Source organism: Bradyrhizobium sp. AUGA SZCCT0283, from assembly GCF_018130385.1.
GTDB lineage: Bacteria > Pseudomonadota > Alphaproteobacteria > Rhizobiales > Xanthobacteraceae > Bradyrhizobium.
The window spans coordinates 114,922-134,841 of record NZ_JAFCLU010000014.1 but is presented as its reverse complement, the minus strand read 5'-3'; the positions used below and the strand labels follow the sequence as shown (position 1 = coordinate 134,841).

Below are 19,920 nucleotides of genomic sequence, written 5' to 3'. Positions count from 1 at the left end.
TTAAGCCAGGTGCAAGGCCGTGACCACGAGGTCGATGGTCTTGATGCCAATAAAGGGAATGATGATGCCTCCCAACCCGTAGATCAGCAGGTTGCGGCGGAGTAGCGCGCCGGCGCCGACGGCGCGGTACGCCACGCCTTTTAGGGCGAGCGGAATCAGCGCGATGATGATCAGCGCGTTGAAGATGATTGCTGACAGGATCGCGCTTTGCGGGCTTGCCAGTTGCATGACGTTGAGCACCTCGAGCTGAGGATAGAACGCCAGGAACATCGCGGGGATGATGGCAAAGTATTTCGCGACGTCGTTAGCGATCGAGAACGTCGTCAGCGCGCCGCGGGTCATCAGAAGTTGCTTGCCGATCTCGACCACCTCGATCAGCTTGGTCGGATTGGAATCGAGGTCGACCATGTTGCCGGCCTCGCGCGCCGCCTGCGTGCCGGTGTTCATGGCGACGCCGACGTCCGCCTGCGCCAACGCGGGCGCGTCGTTGGTGCCGTCGCCGCACATAGCCACCAGCTTGCCCTTGGCCTGCTCGTCGCGGATCAGCTTCAGCTTGTCTTCAGGGGTTGCCTGCGCGAGGAAATCGTCGACGCCGGCTTCGGCCGCGATCGCGGCTGCCGTCATCGGGTTGTCGCCGGTGATCATCACCGTGCGGATGCCCATACGGCGCAGCTCGGCAAAGCGCTCGCGGATGCCGCCCTTGACGATATCCTTCAGGTGGATGACGCCAAGCAGCTTGCCGTCGCGGGCGACCGCGAGCGGGGTGCCGCCAGCCTTGGCGACCTCATCCGAAATCGCCTGGATCTCGCGGGCCGCCTCCGTGCCTACGGTCGGCTGAACGGCACGAACCGTATTCCCAGTAGCCAAGGTCTGTGCCGTGCCGGCGCCGATGTAGTTGAGGATCGCGTCCACCGCACCCTTGCGGACCGAAGACGAGCCGGCGTCGATGCCGCTCATGCGGGTCTGCGCGGTGAACGGAACGAACGTCGCGTGGAGTTCGTGCATCTCGCGGCCGCGGATGCCGTATTTCTCCTTGGCCAGCACGACGATCGAGCGGCCCTCGGGCGTCTCGTCGGCGAGCGAGGCCAACTGCGCCGCGTCCGCCAGCTCCTGCTCGGTGACGCCGCGTACGGGGCGGAACGCCGTCGCCTGGCGGTTGCCGAGCGTGATGGTGCCGGTCTTGTCAAGCAGCAGCGTATCGACGTCACCCGCCGCCTCGACCGCGCGGCCGGACATCGCCAGCACGTTGAAGCGCACCAGACGGTCCATGCCGGCAATGCCGATCGCCGACAGCAGCGCGCCGATCGTGGTCGGGATCAGCGTGACAAACAGCGCCACCAGCACGACGACCGAAATCGAGCCGCCGGCATAGGCGGCGTAACTCGGGATCGTCACGGTGGCGAACACGAAGATGATGGTGAGCCCTGCGAGCAGGATATTGAGCGCGATCTCGTTTGGCGTCTTCTGCCGCTCGGCGCCCTCCACCAGCTTGATCATGCGATCGATGAAGGTCGAGCCCTGCGCCGCGGTGATGCGAACGCGGATCCAGTCGGAAAGCACCTGCGTGCCGCCGGTCACTGCCGAGCGGTCGCCGCCGGATTCGCGGATAACGGGCGCGGATTCGCCCGTGATCGCGGCCTCGTTGACGGACGCGACGCCCTCGATCACTTCGCCGTCGCTGGGGATGTTGTCGCCGGCCTCGACCAGGACAATATCGCCGACCTTGAGCGCGGTGCCGGCGACGAGACGATAGGTCTTGTCCGAGCCGCTGAGCAGCTTGGCCTGGCTCTCGGTGCGGGTCTTCTTCAGCGATTGGGCCTGCGCCTTGCCACGGCCTTCCGCCACCGCTTCCGCGAAGTTGGCGAACAGCACCGTGAACCACAGCCAGAGGATGATCTGGAGGGTGAAGCCGAGATTTGCGCCACCCGTCACCAGATCGCGAATGAAGATGACCGTGGTCAGCGCAGCCACGATCTCGACCACGAACATCACGGGGCTCTTGATCATCACCCTGGGATCGAGCTTGGCGAAGGCCGAGCCGATGGCCGGCAGGACGATCTTCGGATCCAACATCGCCGACACCGGCATCCGCTTATTCATTTTTTGGACGACTTCCATGAAAGTGACTCCGAAGAGGGATCGATCAGAACAGGTTGTTGGCGTTGCCAGCGAGGTGCTCGACGATCGGACCGAGCGCCAGCGCCGGGAAGAAGGTGAGGCCGCCGATGATCAGGATCACGCCGACGACAAGGCCTACGAACAGGCCGCCGGTGGTCGGGAACGTGCCCATCGATGGTGGAACTGATTTCTTTCCCGCCAGCGAGCCGGCCATCGCCATGGCGGGCACGATCATGAAGAAGCGGCCGACGAACATCGCCATGCCGCCGGTGAGGTTGTAGAAGAAGGTGTTGCCGGTCAGGCCTGCGAAAGCCGAGCCGTTGTTGCCGGTTTGCGAGCTGTAGGCGTAGAGCACCTCGGTGAAGCCGTGCGGACCGGCGTTGGCCATCGAGGCAACCGCCGGCGGGAACACGACGGCGACGGCGGTCCAGCCAAGGATCATCAATGGCAGGATCAGGATGGCGAGCATCGCCATCTGGACTTCGCGCGCCTCGATCTTCTTGCCGACATATTCCGGCGTGCGGCCAACCATCAGCCCGGCGACGAAGATCGCGAGCACGACGAACAGCAGCATGCCGTACATGCCGGCGCCGACGCCGCCGACGATGATCTCGCCGAGCTCGATGTTGATCAGCGGGATCATGCCGCCAAGCGCGGTGAACGAGTCATGCATGGCGTTGACCGCACCGCAGGACGCCGCGGTGGTGATGACGGCAAACAGGCTGGAAGCGACGATGCCGAAGCGGACTTCCTTGCCTTCCATGTTGCCGCCGGTCAGACCGAGCGCATGAAGCGCGGTCGTGCCGTTGGCCTCGGCCCAGTAGGTGACCGCGACGCCCGACAGGAACAGCACGCCCATCACGGCGAGGATCGCCCAGCCCTGGCGCTGGTTGCCGACCATGCGGCCGAACACGTTGGTCAGCGCGGCACCGAGCGCGAAGATCGAGAGCATCTGCACGAAGTTCGACAGCGCGGTCGGATTTTCGAAGGGATGCGCGGCGTTGGCGTTGAAGAAGCCGCCGCCATTGGTGCCGAGCATCTTGATCGCGACCTGCGACGCGACGGGGCCGACCGCGATGGTCTGCTTGGCCCCTTCCAGCGTCGTGGCCTCGACATAGGCGCCGAGGGTCTGCGGCATGCCCTGCCAAACCAGGAACAGCGTGTAGACGATGCAGATCGGCAGCAGCACATAGAGCGTACAGCGGGTCACGTCGACCCAGAAATTGCCGATGGTGCGCATCGAGGAACGCGAGAAACCACGGATCAGCGCCACCGCCAGCGCAATGCCGGTTGCCGCTGACAGGAAATTCTGGTGCGTCAGGCCGACCATCTGCGTCAGATATGACAGCGTGCTTTCGCCGCCGTAGTTCTGCCAGTTGGTGTTGGTGATGAAGCTCATCGCGGTGTTGAATGAGAGATCCTCGGCGACAGCGGATTGCTCCTGCGGGTTGAACGGCAACAGCGCCTGCAGCCGCATCAGCCCATAGATGATGAGGAAGCCGCCGACGTGGAACAGCAGCATCGCGACCGTATAGGTCAGCCAATGCTGTTCGCGGCTCTCGTCAACGCCGCCGATCCAGTAGAGCCCGCTTTCGACCGGGCGGAGCACCGGGGAAAGAAAAGTCGACTCGCCGTTGAAGACGCGTGTCATGTACCAGCCGAGCGGCTTTACCAGCGCTATCACGATCGCGCAGTATAGCAGAATCTGGAACCAGCCGATGAGTGTCATGGGAAGTATCCTTTGTATTACCTTGCGGGCAGGAGCAGGTGCAGAAGCACGACAAGCAGCGCCGCAGTCGCAAGGAACGCCAGCACGATGGCGGCCAGCGTAGTCATGGCGGGCTCAGAACCGTTCGGGACGCAGCAGCGCGTAGGTCAGGTAGAACAGCAGGCCGAGCGAGACGAGACCGGCGAGTGAGTAATCGAAGATCATGGCCAGTTCCTCTAGAGCCGTTCGCAAGTGTAGGCGTAGCCTATGCCTGCCGCGAAGAAACCGAGCGCGAGCGCCAGCATGACGATGTCCAGCATGGGAATGTTCCTGTGCGTCGTGAACCGCCAGTCGAACGAGCGGCCGGCATATTGGATGGTCGTGAGATGCCACCAGACACATAGGTTTTCGAGACGGGAGGGGCGGCGACGTTATAGGAATCCCATAAAGACGCGCCCGTCGTCCCTGCGCCTATGAAATCCCTATATCTTCGTGCCTCTGCTCATCTCGCTTTCAAATGGGGCTCTGGCCAATTTGGGAGCGCGGTTGCTGTATCGACCGCGCTACAGGTTGAGATGAACCCATGTCACTTCTCTCACAACAGCAGATCAATTTCGACCTCGGCGACCGGATTCGTGACGCCGGCCACGTCACGGCCGAATTTCTCTCCGAGATCATCCACGCGACTTGCCGGCGCTTTCCTTCTGCAAACCAGAACGCCCGCGCCGCCCGCATCGAGCGGCTGATCCAGTCGCAGGCCTGGACCGACGCGGCGCTGGCGCTGATCGATCTGGAACTCCCGCAATGGCAGCTCCGCCGCCTCGCCTATGACGACGGTGAATGGTATTGCGCACTGTCGCGGCAGCGCGAACTGCCGGACTGGCTGGACCAATCGATCGAGACCCGTCACGCCGATCTGGCGCTAGCGATCCTGAGCGCATTTGTGGAAGCGCAACGCATCAGCACGCCACCGAGCCGTCGCAGCGTTCCGGCCGTGCCGCAGGGCGCCAATCTGCTCTATGAGCCCGTGTGCAGCGACAATTTTGCCTGAATATCCGTAATAGCCCGGATGAGCAAAGCAGACATCCGGGGTGGCATCGGTATCGGCACCGGACTTCGATTCGCTCCTCCGCGCCGCGGATTGCAAGATATGACAAGGCCCGAGGTATGTCGAAGCGACGGCGGGAACCCCGTCGTCCGGTTCGCATTGACGGCGGATTTCGTGGTGCTAGCCTCAGTCGAAAACATCGCGGCGAAGCGAGGTTCGGCAACAATGATCGAGGGTGGAAGCCATGAACGTCGCGTCGTCAGGCATTGTGAAAACCGAGCCCGCCACCTCCGGCGGCGTGGTCGCAGCCGGTGTCTACGTCGATGGCCGACGCGTCGCCAACATCGCCATCGATGAAGCCTCAAGCTGGCGCAGCAAGCCGGGCCACGTGGTCTGGATCGGCCTGCACGACCCGGATATGTCGTTGCTTAGCCGCGTGCAGCGGCAATTCGAACTGCATGACCTTGCGATCGAGGATGCCGACCACGCCCATCAGCGGCCGAAGATCGAGCAATATGGCGACGCGCTGTTCATCGTGGCGCGTACGGCGCAGCTCGACGGCGACAGCATCGCATTCGGCGAGACGCATCTGTTCGTCGGCGAAGGATACATCGTGTCGGTCCGGCACGGCGCCTCGACGTCCTACAAGTCGGTGCGCGAACGATGCGAGAGCTGCCCGCGGGCGCTGGCCCGGGGCGAGGATTACATTCTCTACGCCATCCTCGACTTCATCGTCGACAACTACTCCCCCGTGCTCGAAACCATTCAGGAGGAAGTCGAGGCCATGGAAGCGCAGGTGCTCGCCAGCGCCATGACGCAGGCGCAGATCGAGCGCCTCTATTTGCTCCGGCGCGACCTGTTGCGGCTGCGCAATGCGGTTGGGCCCCTGGTGGAAGTCTGCCGCCGGCTCGAGCATGACAATCTGCCGATGGTGCGATCCACGATGCAGCCGTTGTTTCGCGACGTCACCGACCACGTCCGGACGGTGCAGGAGCGGATCGACTCGCTTCGCGAGGTGCTGGCGTTTGCCTTTGAGGCAAGCCTGCTGGTCGGCCAGGCGCAGGAAACTGCGGTGTCCAAGAAACTGGCGTCATGGCTCGCCATCATCGCGGTTCCGACGGCGATCGCCGGAATCTACGGCATGAACTTCAAGCACATGCCGGAGCTGGAGTGGCAATATGGCTATTTCAGCGTGATCGGTACGATCCTGCTGGTATGCGCCGCCTTATTCTGGCGGTTCCGGCGCGTCGGCTGGCTGTAGGCCTGTAAGGCGCCGAAAAGACTGCATTTTCCCGACGCAAACCAGTACCCACCCTGCTTGAGACGGTATAAAGTTCGGACGAGCCAGCGATCCGGCAGGCGGGTGAGCATCATGACTGCCATATCGATTAGCCGAATAGTCCTCCCCCTGGTGGCGGTTGTAGCCGTCGGTGGTGCCGTCTTCGCCATTCAGTACGTGCGCCGGGAGCCGCCGGCTGACACCATGGCTGCAACGACGGCGCCTGCGACCTCGAAGCCTGCACCTGATACGCGAGTGGCCGCGCTTGCAAAGGCCAAATCGGAAGCAAACGCGGTCGTGGACGCGCTGATCGGATCGCCGCCGTCGCCGGAGAACGGCAATGTGCCGACATTCGACGTTGCCAGCATCGAGCCGACGGGCGAAGCCGTCGTCGCGGGCCGGGCAGCGCCGGGCGCAACGGTGGAACTGCTGCGCGATGGCGAAGTGCATGATCGCGCGGTCGCGGATAAATCCGGACAATTCGTCATGGTCCCGCCCAAGCTTCCTCCAGGCACTTACGACCTGACGCTGCGCTCAAAGCAGGCGGACGGCACGGTGACCACGTCCAAACAGCGCGTGACGGCGGCGCTGGAGCCGAGATCGAACGAGAAGCCGGTCGTGGCGCTGGTCACGCCGGACAAACCCACCGTTGTGCTGTCGCAACCGGGTGCGCCAAAACCGGCGGCCGGCGCACTGGTCGTGGAGACAGTCGAGATCGAACCGGGCGGCAAGTTCCATGTGAGCGGCCAGGCGCGCCCCGGTGCGGCGCTGAGGCTTTATCTCAACGACAGCTTTGTTGCATCCGTGACGGCCGGCACGGACGGACGTTTTGCAGTCACCATCAATGAAGGGGTCGCACCGGGTAGCTACCGTGTCAGGCTGGACGAAGCGTCGAGCTCCGGCACGGTGCGCGCACGCGCCGAGGTGCCGTTCACCGCTCCCGAGACAACCGCGTCGGTGTCGGCGCAGGCCACGACGTCCAAGCGCCCGGACTCAGCCGCTCCGCAACAGCCGCAGCTTGCGGCCGCAGGGAGTACTGTCTTGCCGGACAGCGGCTCGCCGTCCTCCACCGTGGTGGTGCCAAAGATAACGACCACCACGGTCTCCCGCGGAGATAGCCTCTGGCGTCTCAGCCAAGTCTCGTACGGCGCGGGCACGCGCTATGCCGTCATCTACAAGGCAAACCGGGCGCAGATCCGCAATCCCAACCTGATCTATCCCGGCCAGGTCTTTGTCCTTCCCGCGCGGTGAAGCGCGGACATTGCAGGCAATGACGGAAATAGGCAGATCGCGTTACTCCGCCGCCGATTGCAGCGCCACCTTCTCCGCGCGCACGGCGCAGAACTTGAATTCGGGGATCTTGCCGAACGGGTCGAGCGCCGGGTTGGTCAACAGGTTCGCCGCCGCTTCCGCGTAGCAGAACGGCATGAACACCATGTTCTCCGGCACGTCGCGGTCGGAGCGTACCTTGACCTCGACGGCGCCGCGCCGCGTCTCCAGCCTGATGAAATCACCGGGCCAGACGCTCAAGCGCCGCATGTCCTTTGGCGACATGAACGCCACCGCCTCCGGCTCGATCTGGTCGAGCACGCTGGCGCGGCGGGTCATCGAACCGGTGTGCCAGTGTTCGAGCACCCGCCCCGTCGACAGCACCATCGGATATTCTGAATCAGGCACCTCGTCCGGCGCGATCACCTTCGCCGGCACGATCTTGCCGCGGCCGCTCTCGGTCGGAAAACCCGTGGTGAAGATGATCTCGTTGCCGGGCTTGTCGGGAGCATCGACCGGATAGGTCACCGCGCCCTCGCGCACCAGACGGTCCCAGGTGATGTTGTTCAACGACGGCATCACCTTCGTCATCTCGGTGAACACGTCGGCCGGGCCGTTGTAGTTCCAGGGCAGGCCCATGCGCTTGCCGATTTCCTGGATGATCCAGAGATCCTGCCGCGCATCGCCGGGCGGCTTGATCACCTCGCGCGCGAGCTGCACGCGGCGGTCGGTGTTGGTGAAGGTGCCGCTCTTCTCGGCAAACGCTGAGGCCGGCAGGATCACGTCGGCGTGGAACGCGGTTTCGGTGACGAACAGATCCTGCACGACCAGGTGATCGAGCATCGCCAGCGCCCCGCGCGCGTGCTGCAGATCGGGATCCGACATCGCGGGGTTTTCGCCCTCGATATACATGCCGGTGATTTCGCCGGCATGGATTGCGTTCATGATCTCGACCACGGTCAATCCGCGCACGGGATCGAGGTCCTGGTGCCACAGTTTTTCAAAGGGCTCGCGCAGATCGGTGCGCCCGACCGGCTGATAGTCCGGCAGGAACATCGGGATCAATCCGGCGTCGGAAGCGCCCTGGACGTTGTTCTGGCCACGCAGCGGATGCAGCCCGGTGCCGGGACGGCCGACCTGGCCCGTCGTCAGCGCCAGCGCGATCAGGCAGCGTGCGTTGTCGGTGCCGTGGATGTGCTGGCTGATGCCCATGCCCCAGAAGATGATCGAGGCCTGCGAGCGGGCATAGACCCGCGCGACTTCCTTCAGCGTCTCGGCGGGGATACCGCAGATCGCTTCCATCTTCTCCGGCGGGAAATCCTTGATGCGCTCGGCGAGCTCATCAAAACCTTCGGTATAGCCCGCGATGTATTGCTGGTCGGTCAGCCCTTCGGTGATGATGGTGTGCAGCATCGCGTTCAGCATCGCGACGTCGCTGCCGGGCTTGAAGGCCAGATGCCGCCAGGCGTGCCGCGACAGCGACTGCCGGCGCGGATCCATCACGATCAGCTTGGCGCCGCGCTTGGCGGCGTTCTTGATGTAGGTCGCCGCAACCGGATGGTTCACGGTCGGATTGGCGCCGATCACGATGATGACTTCGGCGTCCATGGCAGCGGCAAACGGCGCCGACACCGCGCCCGAGTTCAGCCCTTCCATCAACGCCGCTACTGATGAAGCGTGGCACAGCCGCGTGCAGTGATCGACATTGTTGGAGCCGAAGCCGGTGCGCACCAGCTTCTGAAACAGGTAGGCCTCTTCGTTCGAGCCTTTGGCGGAGCCGAAGCCGGCCAGCGCCTTGACGCCCTTCTCGTCGCGAATTTTGACGAGGCCTTTGGCCGCGATATCCAGCGCTTCTTCCCACGAGGCTTCGCGGAAATGCGTGAACGGATTGGCCGGATCGACCTGGTCGTTGGCATCCTTCTTTGCATTCGGCAGCCGCACCAGCGGTTTTGTCAGCCGATGCGGGTGATGGATGTAGTCGAAACCGAAGCGGCCTTTCACGCAGAGCCGATTATGGTTGGCCGGGCCGTCACGGCCCTCGGCGTAAATGACCTTCTCGTCCTTGACCTGATAGGTGACCTGACAGCCGACGCCGCAGAACGGGCACAGCGAGTCGACCTTCCTGTCGGCATAGGTGACGCGGGTCTGATTTTCGTCCAGCATCACCGAGGGCATCAGCGCGCCGGTCGGACAGGCCTGCACGCATTCGCCGCAGGCAACGCAGGTCGATTCACCCATGGGATCGTCGAAGTCGAATACGATTTTCGACCCGTGACTGCGATAGGCCATGCCGATGACGTCGTTGACCTGCACCTCGCGGCAGGCGCGCACGCAGAGGCCGCACTGGATGCAGGCATCGAGATTGACGCTCATTGCGGGATGACTGCTATCGCCCTGCCAGCGCTCGGCGGCGGGGAAGCGGCTCTCGGTCACCTCGACCTTTTCGGCCCAGTGCCAGAATTTCGAATCGGGATCATGCGAGGTCTCGCGCGCCGGCTGGTCGGCGACGAGCAGCTCCATCACCATCTTTTGCGCGGCGACCGCGCGGGCGCTCTCGGTCTTCACCTTCATGCCGACGCTCGGCGTGCGCTTGCAGGAAGCGGCCAGCACGCGCTCGCCCTCGATCTCGACCATGCAGGCGCGGCAGTTGCCGTCGGGTCGGTAGTCAGGCTCCGGCGAATAGCAGAGATGCGGGATTTCCTTCTGGTGGCGTTTCGCCACCTGCCAGATGGTTTCGCCCGCGTTGGCCTCGACCTGCTTGCCGTCGAGTTCGAACTTGATCCTGGTCATTCCGCGGCCTCTTTCGGCACGAATTCTTCCGGAAAATATTTAATCACTGACGTCAGCGGATTCGAGGCGGCTTGTCCAAGCCCGCAGATCGAGGCATCGCGCATCGCCTGGCTCAACTGGTCGAGCAGTTCGCGGTCCCAGACCGGCCGCTCCATCAGGATCGCCGCCTTCTGGGTGCCGACCCGGCACGGCGTGCACTGGCCGCAGCTCTCATCCTCGAAGAATTTCATCAGGTTCAGCGCCGCGCCCTTCACGCTGTCCTGATCGGACAGAATGACGACAGCGGCAGAACCGATGAAACAGCCGTATTTTTCCAGCGTGCCGAAATCGAGCGGGATGTTGTCCATCGAGGCCGGCAGGATGCCGCCCGACGCGCCGCCCGGAAGGTAAGCGCGGAATTTGTGTCCGTCGGCCATACCGCCGCAGAACTCGTCGATCAGTTCGCGCACGGTGAGGCCGGCCGGCGCCAGCTTCACGCCGGGATTCTTGACGCGGCCCGAGACCGAGTAGCTGCGCAGTCCGACACGGTCGTTGCGGCCGTGGCTCTTCCACCATTCGGCGCCCTTCTCGACGATGTCGCGCACCCAGAAAAGCGTCTCGACATTGTTGATGAGCGTCGGCAGGCCGAACAGACCGACCTGGAACGGATAAGGCGGCTTGTGCCGCGGCAAGCCGCGCTTGCCCTCGATACTTTCGAGCAGCGCGGACTCCTCGCCGCAGATATAGGCGCCAGCGCCGCGACGCATGTGAATTCGCGGACCGCCTGCGGGCAGCTTGGCAATCTCGAGCGGAAGCAGCTTGAGCGCGGCAGGATATTCGTCACGCAGATAGATGTAGACGTCCTCCGCGTCGATGATATGCGCCGCAATCAGTGTCCCTTCGAGGAAACGGTGAACGTCGCGAAGCAGATAGAAGCGATCCTTGAACGTACCGGGCTCGCCCTCGTCACCATTGACGGCCATCAGCCGGGGACCCGGCTCGCCCAGCACTGCCCGCCATTTGCGGCCGGTGGGAAAACCGGCGCCGCCGAGCCCCCGCAGGCTGGAGTCGTCCAGAACCTTGAGAATGTCTTCCTTGCCGATCCGCCCCGCGCGCAGGTCACCAAGCAGCTTGTAGCCACCCTCGCTGACATAGGTCTCGTAATCGACGTAGGACGGGATGATTGGATGGGTCTCGCCCCGCGCCGCGGTGTCGAGGACCTCGGCCGAAGTCGCATGGAGTACATAGCGGTGTCCGACTTCGGCGACCGGCGCGCTATCGCAAAACCCGACGCAGGGCGCGCGCACCACGCGAACGCCGGGGCCGGCCTTGTCCTGCAATTCGTGCAGCAGCTTTTCCGCGCCCATCATGGCGCAGGTCAGCGAATCGCAGACGCGGATGGTCAGCGGGGCGATGTCGGGCTCGCCCTCCTTCACCACGTCGAAATGCGCGTAGAAGGTCGCGGTCTCGAACACTTCCGCAAACGACAGCTTCATCTCGTCGGCCAGCGCCGCGAGATGCGCGGCCGAGATCTGATGATACTTGTCCTGGATCAGGTGCAGGTGCTCGATCAGGAGATCGCGCCGCCGCGGCCGATCACCGAGCAGAAGCTCGATCTCGTCGGCGGCGGTGGGGTCGACCTGGCGGCCTTTTGGGGTCGCCTTGGCCCGCTTCCGGCCCGCGCCCGGATGTTCGAACGCGCGGACCGTTTGTACGTCATGGGCAGTCATTGATGGCGTCTCGTTCTCTGAGCCTGAATTAGATCGACTCTAATCTCTGGTATGCCAGATGCCAAGCGAATTGTGGCGTCTTGATAGGCATTTAAGCGGCTGGCGCGGTTGAGCGCCCGCGGCAAATCCTCGCCCCGTGCCGCCTGTCTGACGGCAGGATGAGACAGCGAAATGATCGCAAGATCAATAAAGCCATCCCATGCTGCGATTGCGAAGACGCATCGATCGCTGCGCGAAATCTGCGTTGGAAGACGCCGCGGGATATGCTGGCTGGCGGTCCCGCGGCGTCCTTCGCTCAGAGTATCTTGACGGCGCTTTCCAGCGTCTTCCACACGCCCCAGGCGAGCGGAATGCCGACGAAGGCCCAGAACAGCGCGGCCTTGGCGTCGAGCCCGCCGAACCCGATGCCGTAGGAACCGGACGGACCCGATGCCCCCGCGCTCGCCGTCGCCGCCTGCAGCTTGGCGACCTCGGCATCGCTCATGTGCCATTTTTTATCGACCGGCTTGATCAGGTAGTTGCAGATCAGGCCCGCGATCAGCATAGCGCACAGGATGTACATCGTGGTGTTGTAGAGCTGGTCGCGCGGCACGCCGGCGGCAAGCTGGAACTCGCGAATATAGTTCACGACCACGGGACCGATGATACCGGCCGTCGACCAGGCCGTCAGCAGCCGGCCGTGGATGGCGCCGACGAACTGGGTGCCGAACATGTCGGCGAGATAGGCCGGCACCGTGGCGAAGCCGCCGCCATACATCGACAGGATGATGCCGAAGCCGAGCACGAACAAAAGCTTCGAGCCCATTGCGGCGAAGGTCGGCGCCAGCGCGTAGAGCGCGATGCCGAGGATGAAGAACGTATAATAGGTGTTCTTGCGGCCGATCTTGTCCGACAGCGACGCCCAGAAGAAGCGGCCGCCGATGTTGAACAGCGAGAGCAGTCCGGCGAAGCCGGCCGCGATGCCGGCAATCGTCGCCTTCTGCGTCGCGTCAAGCTGGTTGAAGCCGACGTCGGGCAATCCGATCAGCTTGCCTGCGAAGATTTCCTGCAGCATCGGCGAAGCCATGCCGATCACGCCGATACCCGCCGACACGTTGAGGCAGAGCACCCACCAGATCAGCCAGAACTGCGGCGTCTTGTGCGCATCGTTCAAGTGAACGTTGTTCTGCGAGATCATCGCATTGGCTTTTTCCGGCGGAGTCCAGCCTTCGGGCCGCCAGCCGGCCGGCGGAATGCGATAGCGGAACGCGCCGATCATCATGAACACGAAATAGATCACGCCCATTGCGACGAAGGTTTCCCAGACGCCGACCGAGGTCGGGGTCTTGAAATAGTTCATCAGCAAATTCGCCAGCGGCGCGCCGATCATGGCGCCACCGCCAAAGCCCATGATGGCCATGCCGGTCGCCATGCCGCGGCGGTCCGGAAACCATTTCACCAGCGTCGACACCGGCGAGATGTAACCGAGACCAAGACCGATGCCGCCGATCACGCCTGAGCCCAGCCACAACAGCCAGAGCTGATGCGTGTAGACGCCGATCGCGCCGAGGAAGAGGCCGCCGCACCAGCACAGCGCCGAAACGAAGCCCGCCTTGCGGGGCCCGACGCGCTCGAGCCAGCCGCCCCACACCGCCGCAGCAATGCCGAGCAGCACGAAGAACAGCGTGTACATCCAGCCCATGCTGGCGACCTTCCAGTCGCAGGTGGTGGTGAAGAGTTCCTGCACCAGCGACATGTCCGGGCATGCGTTCGGCGCGCTCAACCCGAGCGCGCGCGACAGCGGCAGCCAGAACACGCTGAAGCCATAGGCCATGCCTATGCAGAGATGAATGCAAAGCGCCGCCGGCGGCACCAGCCAGCGATTGAAGCCGGCTGTCGCGATCGTTCGCTCCTTGTCAAGGAATCCCGTTCCTGCACCGGGGATGCTCCCGGTGCTGCTGATTGTTGTCATCGCTATTTTCCCCTGCAGCCCATTCTTGAACTGGGCGTTTTTTGCCGTCTTCGATCCCGTCGTCTTCAGCCATGCAGTGGAACAGCCCCATCCTGCTGTCCCATGCAGTTCGGGAACGCGCGGGGATCGCCACGCGCATTCGAGAACCCAACCACCCTGATGTTTTGATTATGCGTGCAGCAATGCCGGCCAATTGAGGTGAGAGTTTGCCGGCATGAGATGCGCGGCCGACAGCTCACCTCGACTGCGCACCGCCGGTCCTCGCTCCTCCCTTCAACTTGTTGAAGAGGAGTGAGCAATCCATGTGCCAAATCGCACGATGCAGGAAATCAATGACTTGTGAGTGACCGCGCTGCAACCCAAGACAAATTGTCCGGACTTTGCCGGACAAAATGTCCGGGCGGTCGGGATCAGTCGGCCTCTGGAAGCCAGACGCGGAATGTGCTCCCGCGACCGATTTCGCTTTCCGCTGTGATCTGGCCACGCTGGCGCTTGATCAATGTCTGACTTATGGAAAGACCAAGGCCGGTTCCGTCCCGGCGCTTCGTCGTGAAGAAAGGATCGAACACTTTCTCCAGCATATCCGCAGGCATGCCGACGCCGGTGTCGGTCACCTCGATGACGATGCCCGGGCTGCCGTCTCGCTCGGCATCGAATGACCGCAGCGCAAGCGTACCGCCATCAGGCATGGCATGGATCGCGTTGACGATCAGGTTGATCACGACCTGCTGCAGTTCCGTGCGGTTCATCAGGACCAGGCGGCTCGCCCGGTCTTCCCGCACAACCCGGATTTCCGTCTTGTTCAGGAGATGCTGCACCAGCGGCAGGCAGTCCGCCACGACGCTTCCGGGCGCATGACGCTCGACATAGCCGGCATACTCTTCCGGCCGGGCAAACTGCAGCAGCTTGGTCACGATCTGGCTGATGCGATGAATCTGCTGATCCAGCAGGCGGAACTCGACCTTGGCCTTGTCGGCCTCGTCGCCGATCACGCTGCGGATGACGTCGAGATTACCCTGCATCACCGCGATCGGGTTGTTGATCTCATGCGCCACGCCCGCAGTAATTTCGCCGATCGCAGCGAGCTTCTCGGACATGATGAGCTGCTTGGTGGTCGCCTCCAGCTTCAAATTGGCGTGTTCGAGATCCCTGGTTCGCTCGCGCACCCGCGTATTCAACTCCTCGTTCCACTCCCGCAACCGGCGGTCGCGCTCCTGGATCTGGTCCAAAAGGGTATCGAGGTGAAACGCCACGCGGCCGATCTCGTCGCTAGATGCCGGCAATTTGGTACGGGCCGACAGGTTGCCGCTCTCCACTTCGCCGATCGTCGTCGTGACGCGTTCGAGCGGCATGAATATCGATTGCGCCCAGCGCAGGAAGATCGGCACGGTTGCGGCCGTGATCACGATGAATGCGAGCGCGATGATCAGGAGCGTCTCGAACTTCGCGTCGTCGAACGGTTTCTGCAGAAACCCGACATAGAGCATGCCGACGCGCTTGCCATAGCTGTCGACCAGCGGCTCGTAGGCCGAAATGTACCAGTCGTTGACCACGAACGCGCTGTCGAGCCAGGTGCGCCCCTCACCCATCACTGCAGAGCGGACCACTGCCGATACCCGCGTCCCCAGCGCGCGCCGTCCCTCGAACAGGCGGACGTTGGTCGAAATCCGCACGTCGTCCAGAAACAGCGTCGCCGTTCCCTGGCTGCCCTCGGGCAGGCTGGCCGACTGATAAACGAGGTCGTTGATCGTATCGATGAACTCCAGATTCTGATTGAGCAGAATGCCCCCGACCAGCACAGCCGGCGCGCCCCCGGGGGTCGTCGCCCGGCTCGCCGCATGCACGACCATACCGTGCGTTTCGGTGCTGCGGTCGGTCGGTACGGCATTAGGCGTCGGCACCAGGTCGAGACGCGCACGCTCGGCGAGAACAGGCGAAATCGCCGCAAGCTCGTCATTGCTGAAGATGTTGATGCCGGCTGACGGGGCTGCCCCCGACAACGCCGAAGCGATGATCGGCCAGTCGCCCTTTGGCTGTCCCGGAAACGCAGGCGACGAGGCGAGGATCTTTCCGCTGGAGTCCATCAGGTAGAGAAAGTCGAGACCGATCTCCTTGCGGGAGGTTTCGAGCAGGTCGCCCACGGCGGACAGCGGATCGTGCTCTTCCACATCGCGGAAGCGGGCGGAGAGGCCGAGCGCGCGGATCTGCACGCCGGTTTTTTCCAGAATGCGGGCCAGATATTGATGCGCGATGGTGAGATCGCCATGCACCTTCGAAATCAGGGTGGCGTCGAACCTCGCATTCCAGCGATAGATGGCAACCCCGAGCAGCAGCGGCAGGATGACCAGCATGGGCAGCAGCGCGATCGCCAGCAGCCGGAAACGAACGGAGCGCCCGCGCGCCGGCTCGTTCATGCTGCCTGCCCGCTCAGACATTCCAAAGCGCGCATTTGCGGTCGATGGTCTTGCGCGAGATTCCAAGCCTGCGCGCGGCTTCCTCGCGGTTGCCGCCGGTCTCTTTCAGGACAGAAAGGATGTGCCGGCGTTCCAGATCGGCCAGGCTGTCAGCGGCGGCCGGCTGGCCATCGCTTCGCGGCCCGGCGAAATCGTCCGGGAATGCGCCGAGGATCAGCGTGCGTTCGATCAGATTGCGCAACTCCCGCACATTGCCCGGCCAGTCGTAACTCGCCAGTGCGGCGCGGACCGAGCTGTCGATCGCAACCGGCGGCATGCCGAGCTGCATCGAGAGCTTGCTCATGAAAATGGTGGCGAGTTCCTGCACGTCATCGCCGCGATCTTTCAGCAGCGGCAGATGAATCTGCATGACGTTCAGGCGGTAGTAGAGGTCGGCTCGAAAGCGTCCCCGCTCTACTTCCTTCTGCAGATCGGCGTTGGTCGCAAAGATCAAGCGAAGGTCGACCGGCACTTCACGCTCGGAGCCGACGGGACGGACGCGGCGGTCCTCGAGAACGCGCAACAGCTTGCTCTGCATCGGCAGCGGCAGTTCACCGATTTCATCGAGGAACAGCGTGCCGCCATGCGCATAGAGGAACAGGCCCTCACGCCCGCTGTCTGCGCCGGTGAAGGCTCCTTTGATGTGGCCGAACAGTTCGGCCTCGATCATGTCGGGCGGAATGGCTGCGCAGTTCACCGGCACGAACGGCTTGTCGGCGCGGTCGGACAGCGAATGAATCGAGCGCGCGGCGACTTCCTTGCCGGTGCCGGATTCGCCGGTGAGCAGGATCGATGTCGGCAAGCGGGCGACGCGGGCAATGGTTTCGCGCACGCTGCGGGTCGCCGGCGACGTCCCGATCAGATTGTCACGCAGGAACGTGCGATCGGAGGAAGCGCGCAGCGCATAGCGCAGCACGTAATTCTCGCGCTGCAGCCGGACCCGGTCGAGACAACGCGCCACCGCGTTCAATATCTGGTTCGAGCGGAACGGTTTCAGCACGAAGTCGACCGCGCCGGCGCGCAGCGCCTGAATGGCGGTGTCGAGATCGGCATAGGCCGTGATGAGAATGGCGTCGGCAAAGAAGCCGACAGCCCGCTGCTCCGCCAGCCACTCGACGCCATTCTTGCCCGGCATGATGTTGTCGAGGATGACGACGTCGAACCGGCTCTTGTCGAGCAGGCGCGAGGCTTCGTCCGTGTCGGCCGCCTCCTCCACATGCTTGCAGCGCGGCCCCAGCGTGCGCACGAGGAAATTGCGCATCCCGGGCTCGTCATCGACGATCAGGATCGAGGCCTGCGCCAGCGCGCCGAACTCGGGGCCGCCGGCCGGTTTGCCGAGTTTTGCCGCCGGCTCGTTGGCCGTGGCAGGGGATGCCGCTGCGCTCGCCTTCGATGTCGGGAAGTTCATGCCGGAATTTGTAGGACCGATTGTCGCACCCGGCAATCATGCGTTCTAATGAAGTCGTCTAATTGACGCGCGAGGGTTGTGCCCGCCCGAACGGCTCAGGCATTTGGCTTTTCTATCGAGCCATTTGCTTTTTCAATCAAAAACACGATGCGGCCCTGGCTGCGCTCGGTGATTTCGACCTTGTCGCCGGTCTCACGAATGAGGTTCGGAATGTCGATCACCGACAGCGGATCGGTGCAGAGCACTTCCAGCCTGTCGCCGGGCGGCAACGTCTTCAGCGCCTTGCGCGTCTTCAACGCCGGAAGCGGACATTTCAGCCCGGCAAGATCGAGTTTTGTCGTCGTCATGGGCCCGACCATGGCGAAGCGAGCCCGCATCGTCAACGGACATCAATTGATCAGGCCTGGATAGGACAGGAATCCGACCGTCTGGCCGGGCGTGACCTGCGTGACTTCTTCACCAAGCTCGACCAGGCCGTCGGTGTCCGCCAGCGAGGACAGAAGCCCTGCGCCTTCACGCGGAAACTTCACCGCTTCGAGCGCGCCATCCGCGCCCTTGCGCAGGGTGACGCGGACATATTCGCGGCGGGCAATCTTCTTCTTGTAGCTGAAGGCGGCGCGAACCGGCATCGGCAGCAGCGGCTCCGGCCGCGCACCCGACAGCGCGAGAATAGTCGGCCGCACCACGTGGACGAAGGTCACAAAACTCGCCACCGGATTGCCCGGCAACCCGATGAACGGGGTGCCGCCGATGATTCCCATCGCGACCGGGCGTCCCGGCTTGATCGCCATCCGCCACAGCACCAGCCTGCCGACGCTTTCAACGCTCGCCTTGACATGATCCTCCTCGCCGGTCGAAACGCCGCCGGTGGTGAGGATCAGGTCGTGCGTGCCGGCCACCTCCTGCAGGGCGCGCGCGAGCGCGGCGCGGTCGTCCCTGAGGATGCCGAGATCGCTGACCTCGCAGCCAAGCCGCGACAACATCGCCATCAGCATGAAGCGGTTGGAATCGAACAATTGCGCCGCGGCGCGCGTTGCGCCTGGCGAGGCCAGTTCGTTGCCGGTGGAGAACACCGCGACGCGAATGCGCCTGGCGACATCGAGTTGCGTAAGGCCAAAGGCTGCGGCGAGCGCGACATCCTGCGGCCGCAGCCGCTGGCCGGCCTGCAGCGCCGCAAGACCTGAGGGAATGTCTTCCCCCGCGGGCCGCACATTGGCGCCAGGCTTGAGGCCTGCCGGAAGTACGACCTTGTCGCCTTCGACGCGGACATCTTCCTGCATGAACACGGTATCGGCGCCTTCGGGCATCGGCGCACCGGTAAAGATGCGCATCGCCTGCCCCGGCTTGAGCGGCGCAGATGCGGAGCTGCCCGCCTGAACGCGGCCGATCACCGGAAATGCCTGTTCTTCCTGCTGCGGCAGGTCGCGGCTCGAAACAGCATAGCCGTCGACGGCGGAATTGGTGAACGGCGGCAGCGGCAGCGGCGCCAAAATGTCGTGCGCGAGAATGCGGCCATCGGCGCGGGCGAGCATGACCGTCTCGACATCCACGACCGGCGTCACGCGGGCGGCAATGAGACCCACGGCCTCATCGACCGACATCATCGGCCCGCCGAAGGCAAAGCAATCGTCGGACAATTGCGCCATGTGCCTGATCAGCCCTCAGCTTCGCATTTCGCCAGCACGTCTTCGAGCGAGATCGCCGATTTCAGCATCATCGCCGCCACCGCCTCGATATCGTCGAGATGGGCTGTCGGCAGCGTGGTTTCAACCGCGGTGTCGGTCGCAATTCCGACGATGCCGGGATCGTCGGGGAACAGCAGCGGTTTTTCATTCGCGGCGCGATAGACCTCGATCTTGCGGTGCGGCTCGCGCTTGAAACCCTCGACGATGACGAGATCGACCGCCGACATCTTCGCCAGCAGTTCCGGCAGCCGCGGTTCAGCGGCGCCGCGCAGCTCATGCATCAGGGCCCAGCGCTGGCTGGACGACACCAGGACTTCGGCCGCCCCGGCCTCGCGATGCTTCCAGGAATCCTTGCCGGGCACGTCGACATCGAAGGTATGATGGGCGTGCTTGATGACGGAAACGCGCAGGCCCTGTTTCTGCAATTGCGGGATCACCCGCGTCAGCAAGGTGGTCTTGCCGGCGCCGCTCCATCCCGCGAGGCCTATTACTTTCATCTCAT

14 protein-coding genes are annotated in these 19,920 nt (G+C 63.6%); 3 read left to right on the top strand and 11 right to left on the bottom strand.

The window, feature by feature from the left end; genetic code table 11:
* From kdpB to JQ624_RS20450, 3 genes are all read right to left on the bottom strand, one after another.
* On the bottom strand, positions 1 to 2,118 hold the full coding sequence (gene kdpB, locus JQ624_RS20460; protein ID WP_212420713.1) for a potassium-transporting ATPase subunit KdpB: 2,118 nt from the start codon (positions 2,116 to 2,118) through the stop codon (positions 1 to 3).
* A 25-nt stretch (positions 2,119 to 2,143) separates the two neighbouring features.
* The gene (gene kdpA / locus JQ624_RS20455) at positions 2,144 to 3,847 is read right to left on the bottom strand and encodes a potassium-transporting ATPase subunit KdpA (protein ID WP_212420712.1); all 1,704 of its coding nucleotides are present in this window, start codon (positions 3,845 to 3,847) and stop codon (positions 2,144 to 2,146) included.
* Positions 3,848 to 3,961: 114 nt separating this feature from the next.
* Complete coding sequence (locus JQ624_RS20450) at positions 3,962 to 4,051, bottom strand: K(+)-transporting ATPase subunit F (protein WP_016846764.1); 90 nt, start codon at positions 4,049 to 4,051, stop codon at positions 3,962 to 3,964.
* A 358-nt stretch (positions 4,052 to 4,409) separates the two neighbouring features.
* On the opposite strand from JQ624_RS20450, the gene JQ624_RS20445 reads away from it, so the two are divergent.
* The 3 genes from JQ624_RS20445 (at position 4,410) to JQ624_RS20435 (ending at position 7,404) form a co-directional block, all read left to right on the top strand.
* Positions 4,410 to 4,877: a hypothetical protein gene (locus JQ624_RS20445; protein WP_212420711.1), complete on the top strand. Its 468-nt coding sequence runs from the start codon at positions 4,410 to 4,412 to the stop codon at positions 4,875 to 4,877.
* A gap of 241 nt (positions 4,878 to 5,118) precedes the next feature.
* Positions 5,119 to 6,135: a magnesium and cobalt transport protein CorA gene (locus JQ624_RS20440; RefSeq protein WP_212420710.1), complete on the top strand. Its 1,017-nt coding sequence runs from the start codon at positions 5,119 to 5,121 to the stop codon at positions 6,133 to 6,135.
* A gap of 273 nt (positions 6,136 to 6,408) precedes the next feature.
* Positions 6,409 to 7,404 (top strand): LysM peptidoglycan-binding domain-containing protein, encoded by a 996-nt coding sequence (locus tag JQ624_RS20435; protein WP_312014456.1) that lies wholly within the window; start codon positions 6,409 to 6,411, stop codon positions 7,402 to 7,404.
* A 42-nt stretch (positions 7,405 to 7,446) separates the two neighbouring features.
* Here JQ624_RS20435 and fdhF read toward each other — a convergent pair whose 3' ends face one another.
* The 8 genes from fdhF to mobB all read right to left on the bottom strand — a co-directional run bounded on the left by fdhF (position 7,447) and on the right by mobB (position 19,915).
* Positions 7,447 to 10,212, bottom strand: coding sequence for a formate dehydrogenase subunit alpha (fdhF, locus tag JQ624_RS20430; RefSeq protein WP_212420707.1), 2,766 nt, complete (start codon positions 10,210 to 10,212; stop codon positions 7,447 to 7,449).
* Positions 10,209 to 11,921, bottom strand: a complete 1,713-nt coding sequence (locus tag JQ624_RS20425) for an NADH-ubiquinone oxidoreductase-F iron-sulfur binding region domain-containing protein (RefSeq protein WP_212420706.1) — start codon at positions 11,919 to 11,921, stop codon at positions 10,209 to 10,211. Before JQ624_RS20425 ends, fdhF begins: the two co-directional genes overlap by 4 nt.
* Before the next feature lie 295 nt (positions 11,922 to 12,216).
* Complete coding sequence (locus JQ624_RS20420) at positions 12,217 to 13,872, bottom strand: OFA family MFS transporter (RefSeq protein ID WP_212420705.1); 1,656 nt, start codon at positions 13,870 to 13,872, stop codon at positions 12,217 to 12,219.
* A gap of 410 nt (positions 13,873 to 14,282) precedes the next feature.
* On the bottom strand, positions 14,283 to 16,286 hold the full coding sequence (locus JQ624_RS20415; protein ID WP_249129939.1) for a HAMP domain-containing sensor histidine kinase: 2,004 nt from the start codon (positions 16,284 to 16,286) through the stop codon (positions 14,283 to 14,285).
* A gap of 13 nt (positions 16,287 to 16,299) precedes the next feature.
* Entirely contained in the window at positions 16,300 to 17,733 is a 1,434-nt protein-coding gene (locus JQ624_RS20410) for a sigma-54 dependent transcriptional regulator (RefSeq protein ID WP_212420703.1), read from the bottom strand.
* A gap of 95 nt (positions 17,734 to 17,828) precedes the next feature.
* Entirely contained in the window at positions 17,829 to 18,080 is a 252-nt protein-coding gene (locus JQ624_RS20405) for a sulfurtransferase TusA family protein (RefSeq protein ID WP_212420702.1), read from the bottom strand.
* A 42-nt stretch (positions 18,081 to 18,122) separates the two neighbouring features.
* Positions 18,123 to 19,379, bottom strand: a complete 1,257-nt coding sequence (gene glp / locus JQ624_RS20400; protein WP_212420701.1) for a gephyrin-like molybdotransferase Glp — start codon at positions 19,377 to 19,379, stop codon at positions 18,123 to 18,125.
* An 8-nt stretch (positions 19,380 to 19,387) separates the two neighbouring features.
* Positions 19,388 to 19,915: a molybdopterin-guanine dinucleotide biosynthesis protein B gene (gene mobB, locus JQ624_RS20395; protein ID WP_212420700.1), complete on the bottom strand. Its 528-nt coding sequence runs from the start codon at positions 19,913 to 19,915 to the stop codon at positions 19,388 to 19,390.
* Positions 19,916 to 19,920: the final 5 nt, after the last annotated feature.